Origin of the sequence: Streptomyces griseicoloratus, assembly GCF_014534645.1 — a bacterium.
Classification (GTDB): domain Bacteria; phylum Actinomycetota; class Actinomycetes; order Streptomycetales; family Streptomycetaceae; genus Streptomyces; species Streptomyces griseicoloratus.
This window is the reverse complement of the sequence record NZ_JACVQF010000187.1, coordinates 261,340-278,490: the sequence shown is the minus strand read 5'-3', so window position 1 is coordinate 278,490 and position 17,151 is coordinate 261,340. Positions and strand designations below refer to the sequence as shown.

15 protein-coding genes are annotated in these 17,151 nt (G+C 72.4%); 9 read left to right on the top strand and 6 right to left on the bottom strand.

Annotation, left to right across the window (positions count from 1 at the left end):
• Window positions 1-8: 8 nt before the first annotated feature.
• From H0H10_RS15025 to H0H10_RS15010, 4 genes are all read left to right on the top strand, one after another.
• Entirely contained in the window at window positions 9-533 is a 525-nt protein-coding gene (locus H0H10_RS15025; RefSeq protein WP_188181425.1) for an RICIN domain-containing protein, read from the top strand.
• A 390-nt stretch (window positions 534-923) separates the two neighbouring features.
• Complete coding sequence (locus H0H10_RS15020; RefSeq protein WP_188181424.1) at window positions 924-1,214, top strand: hypothetical protein; 291 nt, start codon at window positions 924-926, stop codon at window positions 1,212-1,214.
• Window positions 1,215-1,290: 76 nt separating this feature from the next.
• Window positions 1,291-1,938 (top strand): pyroglutamyl-peptidase I, encoded by a 648-nt coding sequence (pcp, locus tag H0H10_RS15015; protein WP_188181423.1) that lies wholly within the window; start codon window positions 1,291-1,293, stop codon window positions 1,936-1,938.
• A 75-nt stretch (window positions 1,939-2,013) separates the two neighbouring features.
• Entirely contained in the window at window positions 2,014-2,610 is a 597-nt protein-coding gene (locus H0H10_RS15010) for an SUKH-4 family immunity protein (protein WP_188181493.1), read from the top strand.
• Window positions 2,611-2,734: 124 nt separating this feature from the next.
• On the opposite strand, the gene H0H10_RS15005 is transcribed toward H0H10_RS15010, so the two are convergent.
• Window positions 2,735-3,940, bottom strand: a complete 1,206-nt coding sequence (locus tag H0H10_RS15005; RefSeq protein WP_188181422.1) for an IS701 family transposase — start codon at window positions 3,938-3,940, stop codon at window positions 2,735-2,737.
• Between the two features lie 338 nt (window positions 3,941-4,278).
• Here H0H10_RS15005 and H0H10_RS40975 point away from each other — a divergent pair, with 338 nt between their 5' ends.
• The 5 genes from H0H10_RS40975 (at window position 4,279) to H0H10_RS14980 (ending at window position 9,493) form a co-directional block, all read left to right on the top strand.
• Window positions 4,279-4,923, top strand: a complete 645-nt coding sequence (locus H0H10_RS40975; protein ID WP_309141804.1) for a ScbR family autoregulator-binding transcription factor — start codon at window positions 4,279-4,281, stop codon at window positions 4,921-4,923.
• A gap of 25 nt (window positions 4,924-4,948) precedes the next feature.
• Complete coding sequence (locus H0H10_RS14995; protein ID WP_188181420.1) at window positions 4,949-5,644, top strand: DsbA family oxidoreductase; 696 nt, start codon at window positions 4,949-4,951, stop codon at window positions 5,642-5,644.
• A gap of 134 nt (window positions 5,645-5,778) precedes the next feature.
• Complete coding sequence (locus H0H10_RS14990; protein WP_309141803.1) at window positions 5,779-7,263, top strand: MFS transporter; 1,485 nt, start codon at window positions 5,779-5,781, stop codon at window positions 7,261-7,263.
• 177 nt (window positions 7,264-7,440) lie between these two features.
• Window positions 7,441-8,625 (top strand): acyltransferase family protein, encoded by a 1,185-nt coding sequence (locus tag H0H10_RS14985; protein WP_262506260.1) that lies wholly within the window; start codon window positions 7,441-7,443, stop codon window positions 8,623-8,625.
• Window positions 8,626-8,689: 64 nt separating this feature from the next.
• A complete protein-coding gene (locus H0H10_RS14980; protein WP_188181418.1) occupies window positions 8,690-9,493 on the top strand; it encodes an alpha/beta fold hydrolase in 804 nt (267 codons plus the stop codon).
• A gap of 90 nt (window positions 9,494-9,583) precedes the next feature.
• Here H0H10_RS14980 and H0H10_RS14975 read toward each other — a convergent pair whose 3' ends face one another.
• From H0H10_RS14975 to H0H10_RS14955, 5 genes are read right to left on the bottom strand one after another with little or no spacing between them, the layout of a single operon-like run.
• A complete protein-coding gene (locus H0H10_RS14975) occupies window positions 9,584-12,079 on the bottom strand; it encodes a sugar phosphate nucleotidyltransferase (protein WP_188181417.1) in 2,496 nt (831 codons plus the stop codon).
• 50 nt (window positions 12,080-12,129) lie between these two features.
• Window positions 12,130-12,471 carry an STAS domain-containing protein gene (locus H0H10_RS14970; protein WP_188181416.1) on the bottom strand — a complete coding sequence of 114 codons (342 nt, stop codon included), beginning with the start codon at window positions 12,469-12,471 and terminating at the stop codon, window positions 12,130-12,132.
• Window positions 12,468-14,561 (bottom strand): glycogen debranching protein, encoded by a 2,094-nt coding sequence (locus tag H0H10_RS14965; RefSeq protein WP_309141802.1) that lies wholly within the window; start codon window positions 14,559-14,561, stop codon window positions 12,468-12,470. Before H0H10_RS14965 ends, H0H10_RS14970 begins: the two co-directional genes overlap by 4 nt.
• A complete protein-coding gene (locus tag H0H10_RS14960; protein WP_188181415.1) occupies window positions 14,558-16,372 on the bottom strand; it encodes an AGE family epimerase/isomerase in 1,815 nt (604 codons plus the stop codon). The genes H0H10_RS14965 and H0H10_RS14960 overlap by 4 nt, the downstream gene beginning before the upstream one ends.
• Window positions 16,373-16,429: 57 nt before the next feature.
• Entirely contained in the window at window positions 16,430-17,041 is a 612-nt protein-coding gene (locus H0H10_RS14955; RefSeq protein ID WP_188181414.1) for a DJ-1/PfpI family protein, read from the bottom strand.
• Between the last annotated feature and the right edge of the window lie 110 nt (window positions 17,042-17,151).

The window sequence follows — 17,151 nt, the reverse complement described above, 5'->3', positions numbered from 1 at the left end:
GGAAGCACATGCATCGCATCCTGACCAGACTCCTGGTCGTCTTCGGAATGATCGGCGCGCTGCTCGGCGGAGCCGTAACCGCCACCACCACCGCCAACGCGCAGGGCCTGCACGCCCACATCGTCAACATCAAGACCGGCGGCAGTCTCTTGCCGCACAACTGGGGCGACGGCTTCCAGGAGGGGTGGGTGCACTACGTCTACGACCGTGGTGCGACCTTCGGAGCCGACGAGTGGGAGTTCGAGCGCGTCTCCGGCTTCGTCTACATCATCCGCAACACCAAGACCGGCATGTGCCTCAAGCCCGGCGCTCCCTGGGCGAACAAGCCGCGCGTGACCGAGGGGACCTGCGGAACCGGTCTGGAGTACCAGTGGGAGCTGATCCAGCGGCTCTCCGACGGCGCGTACAAGATCTACAGCCGTTCCGCACGCCAGGTCATGACCCCGTACTACGGCAACGCCCTGGGCGAAGTCGTCGTCCTCGAACCGAACAGCAGCGTCGACAAGGTCTGGTGGTCCATCGACAACCTGTGACCCGGCGGCCCGCCCCCCGTGCGGTTCCCCGTCCGCCTCGACGGCGACGAGCGGCCCCTGCCCGCAGGAGGGCAGGGGCCGCTCGCTGCCGCCGAAGCGTTCCGACTCGGGCCACGCAAGGCAATCCGCTCGGCGGTGCTGCGCCGGCGTACCGGTAATTCCGTTCAGAGCGCCGGTGGTTCTCACGCACTCCTTTTTTACTCCGTGCTCTGCCAGTGCGCCGTCGCGTATTTTCCCTCCCGTTCGATCCCGTATGCGCTCGGCCGCCCGGGCGATCGCAGGGAAAGGCGGCGGACATTACGGGGTGAGCGCCGCTACGGTGCGAAACGTCAACTGCGCAATTCATGCTCAATGCGCGAACCCCTCGTCCGAAGCAAAGGAACTTCACGCATGCGACGCATCACTGCCGCACTCGGCGTCCTGGCCTCAGTCGGGGCTCTCGCTCTCGCGCCCCAGGCTCCGTCCGCCGCCGCAGCCACCGGAGTGCTGATCGTGAACGGCCAGGCACACACCAACCCGCACGGCTGCTACCCGGCCAACGGCTTCATGGTGACCGTCGTCAACAACACCGACCGGACGGCCTACATCTACCCGAACGCCGGCTGCTGGGGCGCGCCCGAAGGATGGGTCCTGCCCGGCGGGCGGACCACCCAGAACGGAGCGAGCGTCTACATCGAGTAGGGGCGGTGGGGGTGATGGGGGCGGGGACAGGCAGGAAAAGAAGGGGCAGAACACTCCAGGAAGGAACCCATTCCCCATGACCCGCGTACTCGTCACCGGATTCGAGCCGTTCCAGCAGGACACCTACAACCCCTCCTGGGCCGCAGCCCAACTGCTGCAGGACAAGCCCCCGGCAGGGCTGGAGGTCACCGCGGTCCAGCTCCCCTGCGTCTTCACCAAGTCGATCCCGGCGCTGCGCAGCGCCGTGCTGGAAACCGACCCCCAATTCGTGGTGTGTCTGGGCCTGTCCCCCCGGCGCGGCATCTCGATCGAGCGCGTCGCCATCAACGTCGACGACAGCCCCGGACTCGACAACGACGGCCAACAGCCCGTCGACGAGCCGATCGTCCCCGACGGGCCCGCCGCGTACTTCTCCACCCTCCCCATCAAGCGCTGCGCCGCCGCCGTCCAGCAGGCCGGGATCTATTCCGAGATCTCCCTGACCGCCGGCACCTTCGTCTGCAACCACGTCTTCTACGGGCTGATGCACCTGCTCGCGACCGAGGACAAGCAGCGGCGCGGAGGCTTCATCCACGTCCCCCACACCCCCGAGATGCCCGCGGTCTCGGCCTACGGCGTACCGTCCATGGCGGTGGACACCGCGGCAGAGGGCCTCCGCATCGTGCTGACCACCGTCGCCGCACACGACACCGACATCAAGGTGCCGTGGGGGACGACAAGCTGACGGGACGTCGGTGGCGATACCGTGCGTCAGGAGTCCCACGGCGTCCGTGCCGTCACCGAGTTCGGAGTTCCGGAAGTGCTTTTCGACGTCACCCGCGGTCAACTGGCCGGCATCTTCGGCGAGGACCGGCTCGCGACCCTGCCCGCCACCGCCTTCCCGCCCTCGGCCATGGACACCGAGGGCGCCCGCATCCTGCAGACCGTCGGTGTCCCCACCGGGACGCTCCGGCTGCGTGAGCCCGACCAGGACACCGGCCGGCTGCCCCTCGTCCGGGACGTCGTCGACGCGGAGGACGCGGGCGAATGGCCCGTCATCGGCTGGCTGCTCAACGCCCACCTCGCCCTCGACCCCGGTTCCGGCAAGGTCCACGCCTTCGACGCCGACGAGGAGACCGCGCAGGAACTCCACACGGACGTCTCCTCCCTCGTCCGGGTCACCCTCCGGTTCCAGCGCCTGCTCGAGGAGTTCACCTTCAGCGACGACGACGGCGACGAGGACGCCGGCTGCGAGCGCCTGGAGCGCGAGGTCGAGCGCATCCGCCAGGAGACCGGCAGCATCGACCCGCTCCCCTTCCAGGACGACGACACCGTCTGGTCGGTGGTCGGAGAGGAGATCGCCGCGGGCCGGCGCTTCAAGGGCAACAGCCCGGGAGCCCGCTCGCTCTACGGGTGATCGCCACCGATACGCCCACGGACCGCGCGGACCGCGCGGTCCGTGGGCGGCCTTCCTGCACCGACCGGTCCCTCCTCGGCCTGCCCGGCCCGCCCGGCCTGCCCGACCGGCTCGACATTCTGCGTCAGGCGATACGTTCCCCCAGGAGTGTCCCGTACGGATCCCCGTCGGTCTCGGCGAGGAGGCGGTAGGCGTAGGCGGCGGAGACGAGTGTCATGTGGTGGTGCCAGCCGGGGAAGGAACGCCCTTCGAAGTCGAGCAGGCCGAAGTCCTCGGCCAGCGTCCGCAGGGTCGCCGCCGTCCTGGTCTCCAGCCGGGTGAGCGCGAGCAGTTCGTCCACGCGCAGGTTCATCAGGTTGGTGATCCAGATCCTGCCGGGGGTCTGCTTGCCGGGCCGCCCCTCGGTGAACAGGCGGTAGGACTGGTCGTGCCGGTCGGGCGTCGGGAGCCGGGCCACGGCGGAGTGGATGCGCACGTGGTGCCCGCCGCCGGACGTGCCCGCGGGGGCGATGTGCGGGTGCTGCCAGCCCACCAGGTGCAGGAACCGCTGGGCGGTGAGCGGACGCTGCGCCTCCTGCCCCGCCCGCCCCAGGGCCGTGGGCAGCTTCGTGGCCGGAACGACCCGCAGGCTCCCGGGCACCGCGAGGACGAATCCGTGGCCCGCCCTGCCGAGCCCGTTCACCAGCGCTCCCGCCTCGCTCAGCTCGGTCATGTCGGCGACGACCGGGACCGCGGCGTGGGCGGTGCGCGCCGCCACCGACTGCACCAGGTCCAGGACGTAGGCCCAGGCGTGCCGGCGTCTGGCCCCGTCCGGGATGCGGGTGCGCTGCCGCAGGTCCTCGTCCTGGCACCACTGGCCGGGTAACAGCAGCTGCCAGTCGACCGGGAAGTCCCCGCTCGCCGTGGAGAGGAAGCCGCCGATCCCCACCTGGCAGTTGATGGTCCGGCCCGCGGCGTGCACGAACCGCCGGTGCACACCGACCGAACGGTCTCCCCGTTTGGGCATGACGGCGAGTCCGATGAGCCATGCGCGCGGTACGGCGCGCTCCTCGACCCAGCGCATCAGTTCCTGCCGGGCGGGCGCCCAGTCCCAGGGGCTGGCGTTGATGAACTGCTGCAGCGACTGGAAGGCCGTGGGGGAGGCCGACACCGAGGCCGCCAGCCGGCGCACCGACTTCTTGCCGCCCGTGGTGAGCAGGCCCTGGAGATAGGCCTGCGCCCATCTGCGCTGGTCCGCCCGCGGCAGATGCCCGAACAACTCATGGGTGAAGGAGGAGATGGACCTGGCAGGTCCCGACTCCGGTGTGGATGGCGAGTCGTGCGCGGTCATGTGGTGTGCCCTCTTCCTCTGCTTCTGCTGCTGAGAGCGCTGTCCGCAAAAGAATAACGAACGATTGCTTTGTTTTGCTTCTTGGCGAGGACCGGGCGCCGACTTCCGGAAGTCGGGGCCGACGAACATCCGCCGCCGCGCGGCCACCGCCTGAGCAACCCGCTGCGTCTTGTCCAAGTCGGCCTTGCTGCCCGGCTGATCAGCGGCGCATGCTGTGGCTCCCCAGTACCGGACCAGCCGCCGAGCCCCCCGGTGCCGGCAGGCGACGCAGGCCCCACCGGAGGAACGAGGTTGACACAGCGACCCGCTCGCCCGCGCGGACACGGAGGGAGTGCGCGGTGACGCAGGAACGCGCCGCACGGACCCGCAGGCTACTGCTCCAGGCCGCCGCCACCGAGTTCGCCGAGAACGGCTACGAAGGCACGTCCTTCGCCCGGATCTGCGCCCTGGCGGGCATCTCCATGGGGGCCCTGACCTTCCACTTCCCGACCAAGGGGCGCCTGGCGCAGGCGGTCCAGGAGCAGGGCTGCAACGCGGCCGGCGCGGCCGTGACGCAGGTGCTCCCGCAACACGAGAGCGCCCTGCAGGGCGTGGTCGAGGCGACGCTGTGCCTGGCCCGGCTCCTGGAGAAGGATCCCCTGGTCCGCGCCGCCGCGCGGCTCGCCCGCGAACTGCCCGGCTCGGCCGACAGCTGGCTGCGCGCATGGCGCCCGACGGTGTGCCGGCTGCTGCACCGGGCCGCCGACGCCGGAGAGCTGCGCCCCGACGCCGACCGGGAGGTCGTCGCCCAGCTCGTGGCCCATCTGGTCGCCGGCACCGAGTGGTACGTATGGGCGCGCTCGGCCTGGCCGGGCGGTGCCGGTGCCGCCGGCACCGCCGACGAGCAACTGGCCCGGATCTGGGAGCTGGCCCTGCCCGGCATCGCCGCCCGGTGGCAGCCGGACGGCGCCGCCCGGCCCCCGGGCCGGGCGAACAGTCCGTGACCCCCTGAGCGGAAGGCGGGAGACGATGGCCGTGGCCATGGACGTCTGGTTCGACTACATCTGCCCCTACAGCGTGATCACCCGGCACGTCGTCGCCGAAGTGCTGGCGGGGCACGAGGCGGTGGTGACCTACCACCCCTTCGAGGTGAACCCCGACTGCGTCGAGGAGGCGGGGGAGTACCCCCGCGGCGTGTGGGAGGCGTCGGTGCGTCCGCTGGCCCGGGAACGCGGCGTCCGCCTGTCCGGCCCGCCCGGCGCACCCCTGCGCCGCGCCCGCCTGGCCCTGGTGGGCTACCAGTACGCGCTCGACGAGGGAGCCGGCGGAACCTACAGCGACGAGGTGTTCCGCGCCTACTTCGACCAGTGGCAGGACATCTCCGACCCCGTCGTGCTCACCCGGCTGGCCGCCCGGGCGGGCCTGGACGCGCAGGCCTACCGGGCGGCCATCATGTCGCCGCAGTACCTGCTGCGGCACCGGCGCGCCGACGCGGCGGCCCGCACCGAGCAGGGCATCACGATGGTGCCCGTGGTCAGGATCGGCTCCTGGCGGCTGGACGGCGTGCCCACCCGCGAGCAGCTCGCCGAGGCCCTCGACCGGGCGGCGGCCGACGAGCAGGCGCCCTCCTCCACCCCGGCCGGGACGCAGGTGTCCCCCCTCGCGGCCGACGGACGGGCGCCGCGCCCGGCCTCCGGCGAAGAGGCGTTCCCGTCCGCCGCCTGAGCGCCGGGCGCGCTCCCTCCCCTCCCGTGACGGCTATGGGAAGTTCCCGTTGCCCGGCCACGGCCCGGTTCCCGATCGTGAGGCGCACAGTTGCCGACGAATCCGCGAGGAGCACTTTCGTGGCCGATACCCGTGTGACCCCAGCGACAGTGAACGAGCCGCAGGAAGAGGACGTACGCCCCGACACCCCCGTCCCCGAAGACGACACCGCGCAGCGTGCCAACAGCGGCTGGCTGCTGCTCGTGGTGATGACGGCGACCTTCATGGCGCTGATGGACTCGTTCATCGTCAATGTCGCCGCCCCCTCGATCCGCACCGACATGGGCGCGAGCTTCGCCCAGGTCGAGCTGGTCATCTCCGGGTACGTGCTGGTGTACGGACTGCTGCTGATCACCGGTGGCCGCCTGGGCGACATCCGGGGATACCGGCCGCTGTTCCTGCTCGGCGTGGTGGTGTTCACCGCCGCCTCGCTGGCGTGCGGGCTGGCTCCGACGCCGGGCACGCTGATCGCCTTCCGCGTCGTGCAGGCCGTCGGCGCCGCCCTGTTCTACCCGCAGGTGCTGTCCATCCTCCAGACGGCGTTCACCGGACGGATGCGGACGCGGGCGTTCGCGGTGTTCGGGGCGACCATCGGCGGCGCGTCCATCGCGGGCCAGCTGCTCGGCGGCATCCTCATCCAGGCCGACCTGTGGGGCCTGTCCTGGCGGCCGATCTTCCTGGTGAACGTCCCCTTCGGCGCCCTGGTGATCGCCGGGGCGCTGGCCACCCTGCCCTCCGTGCGCAGCGGCGGCTCCGGCACCCGGCTGGACCTGCGGGGCACCCTGCTGCTGTCCGCGGCGCTGCTGCTGCTGTCCGTGCCGCTGACCGAGGGTCATGCGACGGGCTGGCCCGCCTGGACCTGGATCATGCTGGTCCTGAGCGTGCCGGCGTTCGCGGCGTTCATCGGCTGGCAGCGCCGCCTCGGCGCCCGCGGCGGCTTCCCGCTGACCCCGCCCGCCCTGTTCAAGCGCCCCACCTTCACCGGCGGCAACATCCTGGCCGTCGCGTTCTTCGCGGGCAACGCGGGCCTGTTCTTCGTGCTCGCCATGCACCTCCAGTTCGGACTGGACTACTCGGCGCTGGAAGCCGGCCTGACCTTCACCCCGCTGGCCGTGACCTTCGTGGTCGCCTCACTGGTCGCCCCCCGCATGGCCCCCCGGCTCGGCGCCCACGTCCTGACCCTCGGATACGCGATCAACGCGCTCGGCACGATCGCGCTGCTCGCCACCCTGTGGGCGGGCGGGCCCGACATCACCGGCACGATGATGATCCCCGCCCTGGCCGTCATCGGCTTCGGCGAGGGCCTCGGCGTCAGCCCGCTGTTCGGGACGGTCCTGAGCGGCGTACCCGAGAACGACGCCGGGTCGGCCTCCGGGGTCCTGGAGACCGCCGGCCAGGTCGGCATGTCGCTCGGCATCACCGGCATCGGCCTCGTCTTCTTCTCGGTGCTCGGCTCCGCCTCGGACGTCACCTCCTACGCCGACGCCTTCACCTGGGCCCTGGCCGGCAACACCGTCCTCGCCCTGCTCGCCCTGGCCCTCGTGCCGCGCCTGACCCGGGCGGAGCAGCACCCCGCATGACCGCTCCCGCCCGGCCCACGGCGGCCGGGCGGCAAGCACCGCCCCCCGGGAGGCGGCACCCATCCCGGTCCCACCATCCGAACCGGCCGCCGTCGGCGTGCCGTCGACTCTGCCCTGGAGTTCCCCATGCCGACGGCGGCTCCCCCGTCCTCCAGACGACTTCCCTCACTGACAGGCATGCGCTTCTTCGCCGCGCTGCTCGTGTTCTGCTTCCACGCCTCGTACGAGAACCTCTTCGCCGACCCCGACGCGGGCGAGGCCTTCGCCACCGCCTTCAGCAAGGCCGGCTGGATGGGCGTGTCCTTCTTCTTCGTCCTCAGCGGATTCCTGCTCACCTGGTCCGCACGGGACAAGGACACCGCGCGCGGCTTCTGGCGGCGCCGCCTGTTCAAGGTGTACCCCAACCACCTGCTGACGTTCGCCGCCGCCCTCGTCCTGCTGGCCGCGACCGGCGGCCCGCTCACCGGCGCGCTGCCGAACCTGCTGCTGATACAGGCCTGGATCCCCGACAGCGACGTGATACTGAGCGTCAACCCGGTCGCCTGGTCCCTGTCCGCGGAAGCGGCCTTCTACCTGGCCTTCCCCTTCCTGCTGACCGCCGTCCGCCTCATCCGGCCCCGCCGCCTGTGGTGGTACGCGGCGGGCGTCGTCGCCGCGATCCTGGCGATGCCGCTGCTGGCCCAGACGCTCTTCACCTCCCGCACCGACATGGCGTGGCTGGCGATCCCCGAGCACCACTACTGGTTTGTCTTCGCCTTCCCGCCCGTGCGGGCCCTGGACTTCGTCCTGGGCATCCTGATGGCGGAGATCGTCCGCAACGGACTGTGGCCGCACACCGGACTGCTGCCCGCCGGCGCCGCCGTCGTGGCGGGCTACGCCCTCGCCCTCGAAGTCCCCATGGCCTACAGCATGGTCGCCGTCTGCGTCATCCCGTTCGCCTGGCTGATCACGGCCGCCGCCGTCGCCGACATCCGCGGCACCGCCTCCCCGTTCCGCAGCCGCACGATGGTGTGGCTCGGCGAAGTATCCTTCGCCTTCTACCTGCTGCACCGCCTCGTCCAGATCCACGGGCACCGCCTGCTCGGCGCCGACGAGTCCTGGAGCACACCCGCCGCCATCGGTCTGCTGGTCCTCGGCGCCTGCCTCACCCTGCTGCTGTCCTGGCTGGTCTTCGCCGCCTTCGAACGGCCCGTCATGCGCCGGTTCGGCACCCCGCGCCGCACACCCCCCACCCGGCCCGCCCCGCGCCCCGCCGCACCGGCGGCCGCCCCGGCCCACGCCGGCCCGCCCGGTGCGCCCGCCGACGGCCCGCACATACCCGGCGCGGCCACCGCGCCGCACCGGGACACCACCGTCCCCTGAGGCACCCGCCTCACCGCCCCGGCCCGGCCCCCGGCCGGGCCGTCACCATGAAAGGCATCGGCCCATGTCCGCGCCCACTCCCGCCGCCCCCCTGGCCTGCACCGTGCAGGGCAACGGTCCCGCCCTCGTCCTCCTCCACGGAACCGGCGGCAGCGCCACCGGAACCTGGGGCGGCATTCTCGAACCCCTGGGACGGCACCACACCGTCCTCGCGCCCGACCTGCCCGGCTCCGGCAGCACCCCGCGCGCAACCGAACCCCTCACCCTCGACCTGCTCGCCGACGACGTCGTGGCCGCCGCCGAAGCCCACGGCCACACCCGCTTCGCCCTGGCCGGGTACTCGCTCGGCGCCTCCGTGGCGGTCCGCACCGCCGCCCGCCACCCCGACCGCGTCGCCGCCCTGGTGCTGGTGGCCGGAGTGGCCTACGCCGACCCGCGGATCCGGCTGATCGCGGAACTGTGGCGGGACCTGACGGAGCATCCGCGGTTCCTGGCCAAGTGGGGACTGATCGCCGGCTACCGCGAGGAGGAGCTGGCCGAGCTGTCCCCGCAGGACCTGACCGACGCCGTGTCCTCGGGCACCGTCCAGGAGCCGGGGCTGACCGACCAGATCGGCCTGCTCGCACAGACGGACGTGCGCTCGGACCTGCCGCGGGTGACGGCACCCACGCTCGTCGTCAGCACGGCCGAGGACACCTTCATCCTGCCCAGCCACCACCGGATGCTGCACGAGGGCATCGCCGGCGCCCGGTTCGCCGAGCTGGCCGCGGGCCATCTGCTGACCGGGGCGACCCTGCCCCGCCTCGCCCAGGCCATCACCGAGTTCCTGCTCCGCACGGGCTGGACCGGCACCCCCACCCGCCCCTGAGCGGGCATCCGGACCCGCGGACCGCATGCGTGAGCCCCGCCGGACGCGACCGGCGGGGCTCACGCACAGGCGGGCCGTACCGTCCCGCGGTCAGGCGACCGCCGGGCGGCCGACCACCGCGGACCACTCGTCGAGCAGCCGGTCCACGCTCGCCGGGTCCGGTCCCTCCGCCCACAGATGGACCGACGGCGCCGAGGAGTCCGGCAGCACCAGCACCCACCGGCTGTCGCTCTCCACCACCCGGATCCCGTCGACGGTGTCCACCGCACGGTCGCCGACCGCCTCGGCCACCGCGCGCATGATCCGGCCCTTGTCCTGCCAGTCGGCCGGCAGCTCACGCCGCCGCACGAACGTCCGCGGCAGCCGGGCGACCAGCTCGCTCAGCGTCCCCGCGGTGCGCGCCAGCAGCCGGCTCAGCTCCACGAAGGCCGCCACCGCGTCCGGATACGGCGACAGCCGCGGCAGGATGAAGGAACCCTCGCCGTCCCCGGCGAACACCACGCCCGCCTCACCGACCGCACGGGCGAGCGCGTCCGGGGCCGTGGCGGTCCACAGCACGCGGGCCGTGTGCCGCGAGGCGACCTGCTCGGCCGCCCGGCTCCCCGTCGTGGGCAGCGCCACCCGGCCGCCGCCCGCCTCCGCCGTCACCAGGTGCAGCATCAGCAGCAGCGCCCGGTCGCCGTCCACCACCCGCCCCCGCTCGTCGACCAGGGACAGGCGCTCCCCGGTGGCGTCGAAACGCACCCCGAACGCGGCCCGGGCCCGCGAGACGAGGAAACCCAGCCGGTGCAGGGCCGCCGCCCGCTCGTCGGCCGTCTCCGTACGGCGCTGCGGATCGAGCCCGCCGTTGACGGTGAGCGCCTCGACCCCGAGCCGGCCGAGCACCGCGGGCAGCACCAGCGCCGTACTGCCCCCGGCGGCGTCCACCACGACCTTCAGCCGCCGGCCGGGCTCCGCGCCGCTGTCCGTGGCGGCCAGGAGCCGGTCCGCGTACGCCTCCCAGGCGGCGGGCACCGTCTCCAGACGGCCCGGACGGTCCGCGGGGGCACGGCGGAACTCCCGCAGCGCCACCGCCCGGTCGATCTTGCGCTGTACGGACTGCGGCAGGTCCAGGCCCTGCCCGTCGAGGAGGGCGATGTCCACCGAGTCGGGCACGCCCGGCGTCGTGGTGACGACCACACCGCCGTCCCCGGCCGCCGCCCGCCCCCGGGCCAGGGGCACCGGAACCTGCCCCAGATCACGGACGTCGACCCCGGCCGCCCGCAGCGCGCTGATGACGACCGGTGCGATCAGCTGCGCACCGGGGGAGTGGTCCCGGGCGACGGCCACGTCCGCGCCGCACGGCAGGATCCCCGCGTACGCGCTCGTCAGACGCACCACCAGGTCCAGGGTCAGCTCGGTGGCCACCCGGCCGGAGACGCCGCGCGGCCCGAACAGGGAGGCGGTGGCGCGCGGAGCCCAGATCAGGCACTGGTCGACGTGCGCCCGCGCCTCCACCGTCTTGCCCGGATAGACCAGGGCGCCGTCGGCGACGGACGACTCCTCCCGCAGCAGGCAGCCGGCGCCCAGGACGGCACCCTCACCCACCCGTGCGCAGGGCTCCAGCGTGGAGTTGGCCCCGACGACACCGCCGCGCACCTGCGCCCCGGGGCCGACATAGGCGTGCGGGTGGACGACGGCCCGCTCCAGCCAGGCGCCCCGGTCCACCACGGTGTGCGCGCCGACCACCGTGTGGCCGCCCACCCGGGCCCCGGCCTCGATGCGGGCGTGTTCCCCGACGTACAGGGGCCCTTCGAGGACGGCGTCCATGTCGACCTGCGCGGTCTTCGCGACCCACACGCCCGGTGCCGCCTCGACCGCGTCGAGTTCGGCCGCGACCCGGCCGGTGAGCACATCGGCCTGCGCCTGCACATAGGCGGCGTGCGTGCCCACGTCCTCCCAGTAGCCCTCGGCGACGTACCCGTACACCGGGCGGCCCTCGGCGAGCAGGCGCGGGAAGACGTCACCGGACCAGTCCACGGGCACGTCCGCGTCGACGTAGTCGAGCACCTCCGGCTCCATGACGTAGATGCCGGTGTTGACGGTGTCCGAGAAGACCTGGCCCCAGGCCGGCTTCTCCAGGAACCGCTCCACCCTGCCGTCCGCGCCGAGGATCGTGATGCCGAACTCTCGCGGGTCGGGCACCCGGCTCAGGCAGACCGTGACGAGCGCACCCCGCTGCCGGTGGAAGCCGATCAGCGCGGTCAGGTCGATGTCCGTCAGCGCGTCGCCCGAGATCACCACGAAGGGCTCCCCGGCGAGCTGCTCCTCGGCGTTCTTCACACTGCCGGCCGTGCCGAGCGGGTGCTCCTCCTCGGCGTAGCTCAGCGACATGCCCAGCTGCCCGCCGTCCCCGAAGCGGTCCCGGACCAGCGCGGACAGGTACTGGACCGTCACCACGGTGTCGGTCAGGCCGTGCCGCTTCAGCAGGCGCAGCACGTGTTCCATGATGGGCTGGTCGGCCACCGGGAGCAGTGGTTTGGGCAGGTGCAGCGTGAGCGGCCGCAGCCGCGTGCCCTCGCCCCCGGCCATCACGACAGCCTTCATAACGTCAGACTCCTCAGTTCGGTGCGCCAACGCGTGGGGCGCGGGCGGGATCAGGCAGCGATCTGATCGTCGAAGACCGGCGTCTCCGCGAGCAGCGTCACGGCCTGGTCGAACCCGCCCGAGCGCAGCATCTGCCGGATCTGCGGTCCGGCCCCGTCCACGACGATGTCCGCCCCCTGCGGCAGCTGCTGCTGGGCGAAGGCCAGGCAGCGCACCCCGCCGGCGGATATGGACTCCAGGTCGGTCATCCGCAAGACCAGCCGGCTCAAGGGCCGCTGCACCGCGTGCTCCACCAGGGAGCGCAGCGCCGGGACCCGCTTGTCGGTGAGGTCGCCGGACAGGTAGACGGTGGCCGTGGAGTCGGTGAAGCCCAGGTACGCCTCGAAACTCATCGCTCGTTCCTTCCCATCGGATGCGCCACCAGCACGGTGACGGAGTGGTCTGCGAGGGTCAGTGGACCGGGCACCGGCACATGGCCCGTGCCCTCGGTGGGGTGGATGTCATGGCCGGGCGGCGCGCCGGTGTCGGCGAACAGGCGCCACTCGGTTCCCCCGGGGGGCGGGGGCGGCTCGACGCGGCGCTCCCACGGGCGGTTGTTCGCCGCCACGAAGACGGTGTCGCCCGGCTCCGCCGCCTGCCCCGGGCGGTGCATCAGCACCGCGAGGAGCCCGTCCGCGCCGGGCTGCCAGGGACGCTCCCCGTGCAGGCTGTACGGCGGCAGGCCGCCGTCCGGCGCCTCGGCCGGGGGATGGTCGCGACGGCGCAGCACCGGGTGGGCCCGCCGGAAGGCGAGGACGGCCCGGGTGAACGCGAGCAGGGCGGCGTCGCCGGCGGCCCAGTCGAGCCAGCTGGTCTCGTTGTCCTGGCAGTAGGCGTTGTTGTTGCCGTGCTGGCTGCGGCCCGACTCGTCGCCCGCGGCGAGCATCGGCACCCCGTGGGACACCGCCACCAGCAGCAGCGCGTTGCGCACCTGGCGGGCCCGCAGCCGCAGCACCCCGGGGTCGTCGGTGGGGCCCTCGTGCCCGGCGTTCCAGGAGGCGTTGTCGTGCGGGCCGTCGCCGCCGCCCTCCCCGTTGGCCTCGTTGTGCCGCTGTTCGTACGCGGTCCAGTCGGCCAGCGGAAAACCGTCGTGGCTGGCGACGAAGTTGACGGAGGCCCCCGTGCCGTGGCCCGCGTACACGTCCGGCGACCCGCGCAGCCGCAGGGCCGGTTCCGCGGCGTCGGTGGTGTGCCCGGCCAGGAAGCGCCGCACCGCGTACTGGAAACGCGCGTTCCACTCCATCCAGCGGCCGTGGCGCGGGAACGTGCCGAGCAGATCGAGACCGTCGGCGTCGAACGGCTCGGCGATCAGATGGCAGCCGGCGAGCACCGGATCGGCGGCGATCGCCTCCAGCAGCGGAGGCCGCTCCAGCGGTGAGCCGTCCTGGCCGCGGGCGAGGATCGGGGCCATGTCGAAGCGGAAGCCGTCGACGCGGTACTGCGTCGCCCAGTACCGCAGGCAGTCCAGGATCAGGGCCCGGGTGAGCGGATGGTTGGCGTTGACGGTGTTCCCGGTGCGGGTCAGGTTGCGGTACGAGCCGTCGGGGCCGTGCAGGTAGTAGGCGCCGTCGTCCAGCCCGCGCAGGCTCAGCACGGGCCCGCGGTGGTCGCCCTCGGCGGTGTGGTTGAGGACCACGTCCAGCACCACCTGGATGCCGGCCCGGTGCAGTTCGCGCACCAGGGTCTTCAGCTCCCGCACCGGCCCTGCGCCCCAGGGATCCGCCGCGTAGGCGGCCTTCGGGGCGAACCAGGCGACCGGGTTGTAGCCCCAGTAGTTGCGCAGGGGCGCCCCGCTCGCCGGGTCGGTGAACGGGTTGTCGGTCTCGTCGAACTCGAAGACGGGCATCAGCTCGACGCAGTTGACGCCGAGGTCACGCAGGTAGGGGATCTTCTCGCGCACCCCGTCGTACGTCCCGGGGAAGCGGACACCGCAGGCGCGGCCGCGGGTGAAGCCGCGCACGTGCAGCTCGTAGACGACCAGGTCCTGCGGCGCGATCCGCGGCCTGGTCACCCCCTGCCAGTCGAAGGCGTCGTCCACGATCCGGCACCGGTAGTCGGGGCGCCGGCCCCATTCCTCCCCGCCGGCCAGCGCCTTGGCGTACGGGTCGAGCAGCACCGGCCCCACCGGCCCGGCGCCGTCCGGCTCGGCACGGAAGCCGTAGTGGACGGTGTCCGGGTCCGCACCGGCCACGGTCATGGTGAAGGCATGGCCGGTGCGGTACTCGTCCGGGAAGGGCAGCGTGGCCAGCTCCGCCCCGGTGCCGGCGTCGAACAGCACCAGGTGCATCCGGCGCGCGGTGGAGGAGTACACGGTGAAGACCACCCCGTCGCCGGTCACCGTCGCACCGGGCCGCCGGGCGTCTCCGGGCAGCACCCGCAGGCCGCGCCCTGTGCGCCGTACGGTCCCCGCGGGGGAGGGGGCCTGCAGCGTCGGCGTGCTCACCGCCGCTCCACCGGTCGCAGCCGCACCTGGACGGTGAGCCGGCCGGCCGACTCGGGCAGCCGCACGGCCATGGCCTCGGCGTCGTAGTCGTCCCAGTAGGCGCCGTCGACGCGCACCTGGTCCAGCACCACCCGGCCGGGCGGCAGGATGTCGGGGGCCACCCGCAGCAGCCGCTGCGGGAAGTCGGCGTCGGCGCCGGGCCGGAACCACAGGGTGACCGGCTCGCCCCGCACCAGCAGACGGGTGTAGACCTCGGCGAGGTAGCACAGCTCGGCCTTGTGGTACATGGCCATGGCGTGGCTGCCCTTGAGCCGCTCGTCGCCCATCAGGAACGGAAGGCCCTGGGCGAGGACCGTGAAGTGCACGGCGCCCTCGTCGTGGTCCAGGAAGAAGGCGTTGTAGAACGCGGACGCCTCGTGGGCGTGCCGCAGAAAGGTGTCGTCGCCCGTGTGCCCGGCCAGGATGAGATAGGCCAGGATCGCCTGCTCCTGCTGCCACCAGGTCTTGCGGTCGTGCCAGACGAACGCGTGCCGGCCGTTCTCGGCCTCGCGCTGGAGCAGGTCGTACCAGCCGCCGCGCTGCGGGTCGCGGCCGTAGCGCGGCATGGTGCGGGCGATGTGCCGGGCCAGCTCCGCGTATTCGCGCTTGGGCCGGGCGGCGTTCATCCGCATCAGGTTCCACGCGATCTTCAGGTTGTGGCCCACCACCGCCCGGTTCTGCTGCCAGCCCCAGGAGTGGTCGGGCGTCCAGTCCGCGTAGAAGCGCTCGTTGACGAAGGGGCTCTCCCGGTCCGGCATGTAGGTGACGATCATGTCGAAGGTGTGCTCGAGCATGCGCAGGTAGCGGTCCTCGCCCGTGGCGAGGTACAGGTTGATCAGGTAGGCCGGGGCGTGGTCGCCGACCGAGTTCCAGTTCTTCCGGGAGTGGTTGGGGCCCAGGCTGTCGTGGTGCGGGCTGAGGGTGACCGGGTCGATGTGCGAGTAGTACCCGCCCAGCCGGGGGTCGTGGAAGAACTTCTGGAACAGCCGGACGGTGTCCTCGATGTCCTGCTTCACCACCGGGTCGCCGGTGACCCGGTAGGTCTGCGTCAGGCCCACCAGCGCGTAGATCTGCTCGTACGCCGGGATGGCCCGGTAGTCGTCGCCGAACTCCGAGGCGAACAGCTTGCGTTCGCGGGTCCCGGACACGTCGATGCCGTGGTACCAGTACACGACCTGCTCGGCCTCGTCGCGGAAGCGCATGTGGTCGTGGAGGTAGTGCGAGCCGCGCTCGGCGACCTCCAGGAAGTCCTCGTTCCCGGTGAGCATGTAGGCGCTGGCCATGCCGTAGACCATCCGGGAGATGGTGTCCGTCTCCTGCACGTGCTGGTCGGTCTTGTGACCGCTGCCGTGGATACGGGTCCGGTACTGCGCGAAGTCGACCGGCCCGGTGCCGAACTGGGACCTGCGGTAGAAGGCGGCCAGCCGGGACAGCTGGGTGGTCCACCAGCCGGGCTCCTCGTAGGGGTGCGGGGTGTCCCCCTCGCCGACCACGACCAGCCGGTCGGCCTGGAAGTACAGGCCGTCCTCGTCCGGATAGACCGGACCGTAGGAGAACACCAGGGTGCCGGGCGTGAGCAGTTCCGCGAGGCGCCCGGTGACGTCCTGGTAGGGCTCGCCGAGGTTGCGCAGCAGCTGCGCGGTGGTGGTCTCGGTGAGGTGGACGGTCACCTCCCGGTCGTCCAGCGTCTTGACGCGGAAGGTGCCGGCCCGGTGGTCGGTGATGTAGCCGGCCGTGCTGTCGGAGAACGAGAAGGCGAGGTCAGCTGCCATGGGACGGCTCCTGGGTCGCGCCGGGGACAGGGAGGGGACCGTGGTGCGCCGGGCGCATCAGGCCGCGGCTTCGTAGGGGACGGCCAGCCGCTCGATGACGGTGCGCGCGAGCAGATGACAGTGCTCGACGGTGCGCGAGGTGATCAGATCGCGGTCGACGACCACGTCCTGGTCGAGATAGACCGCGCCCATGTTGCGCACATCGGCGGCGAGGTTGTTGTGGCAGGTCACCGGCCGGTCCCGGATCAGCTCCGGTGCCGCCGACAGCAGTTGCAGACCGTGGCAGGAGAACGCCTTGACCAGGTTGGGCACCCTGAAGGCCCGGCGCACCAGTTCCAGGGCGGGCGATATCTGGTTGACGTCCTCGCTGTAGCGCAGACGGTCCGCGACCATGCCGGAGGGCACGATGAGCGCGGAGAACTGGAGCAGGTCGTGGAAGTCCAGCGCCTCCAGGTCGCCGTCGACCTCCAGCGTGGCCCGGTGCTCGTGACCGGTGAAGGTCAGGGACGCCTGGCCCCACAGCCGCGTCAGCAGCTGGACCTCGGCGCCTTCCTCGGCGAACCTGCGCTGGTAGTAGGTGATCTCCTCTTCGACGTAGTCGCTCTCCACGAGGATGCCGATGCGTTTCCCGGCGATGCGGCCGGTGCTCAGGGGCTTGACAGGTGCCATGGGATGTCCTCAGCGGCAGTGGTCGGATGGGTGGTCGAGGACGGAAGGACGGGGCGCGGCCCGCGGCAGTCGGGGGATGCCTGCCGCGGGCCGCGTTCACCGGGTCGCGC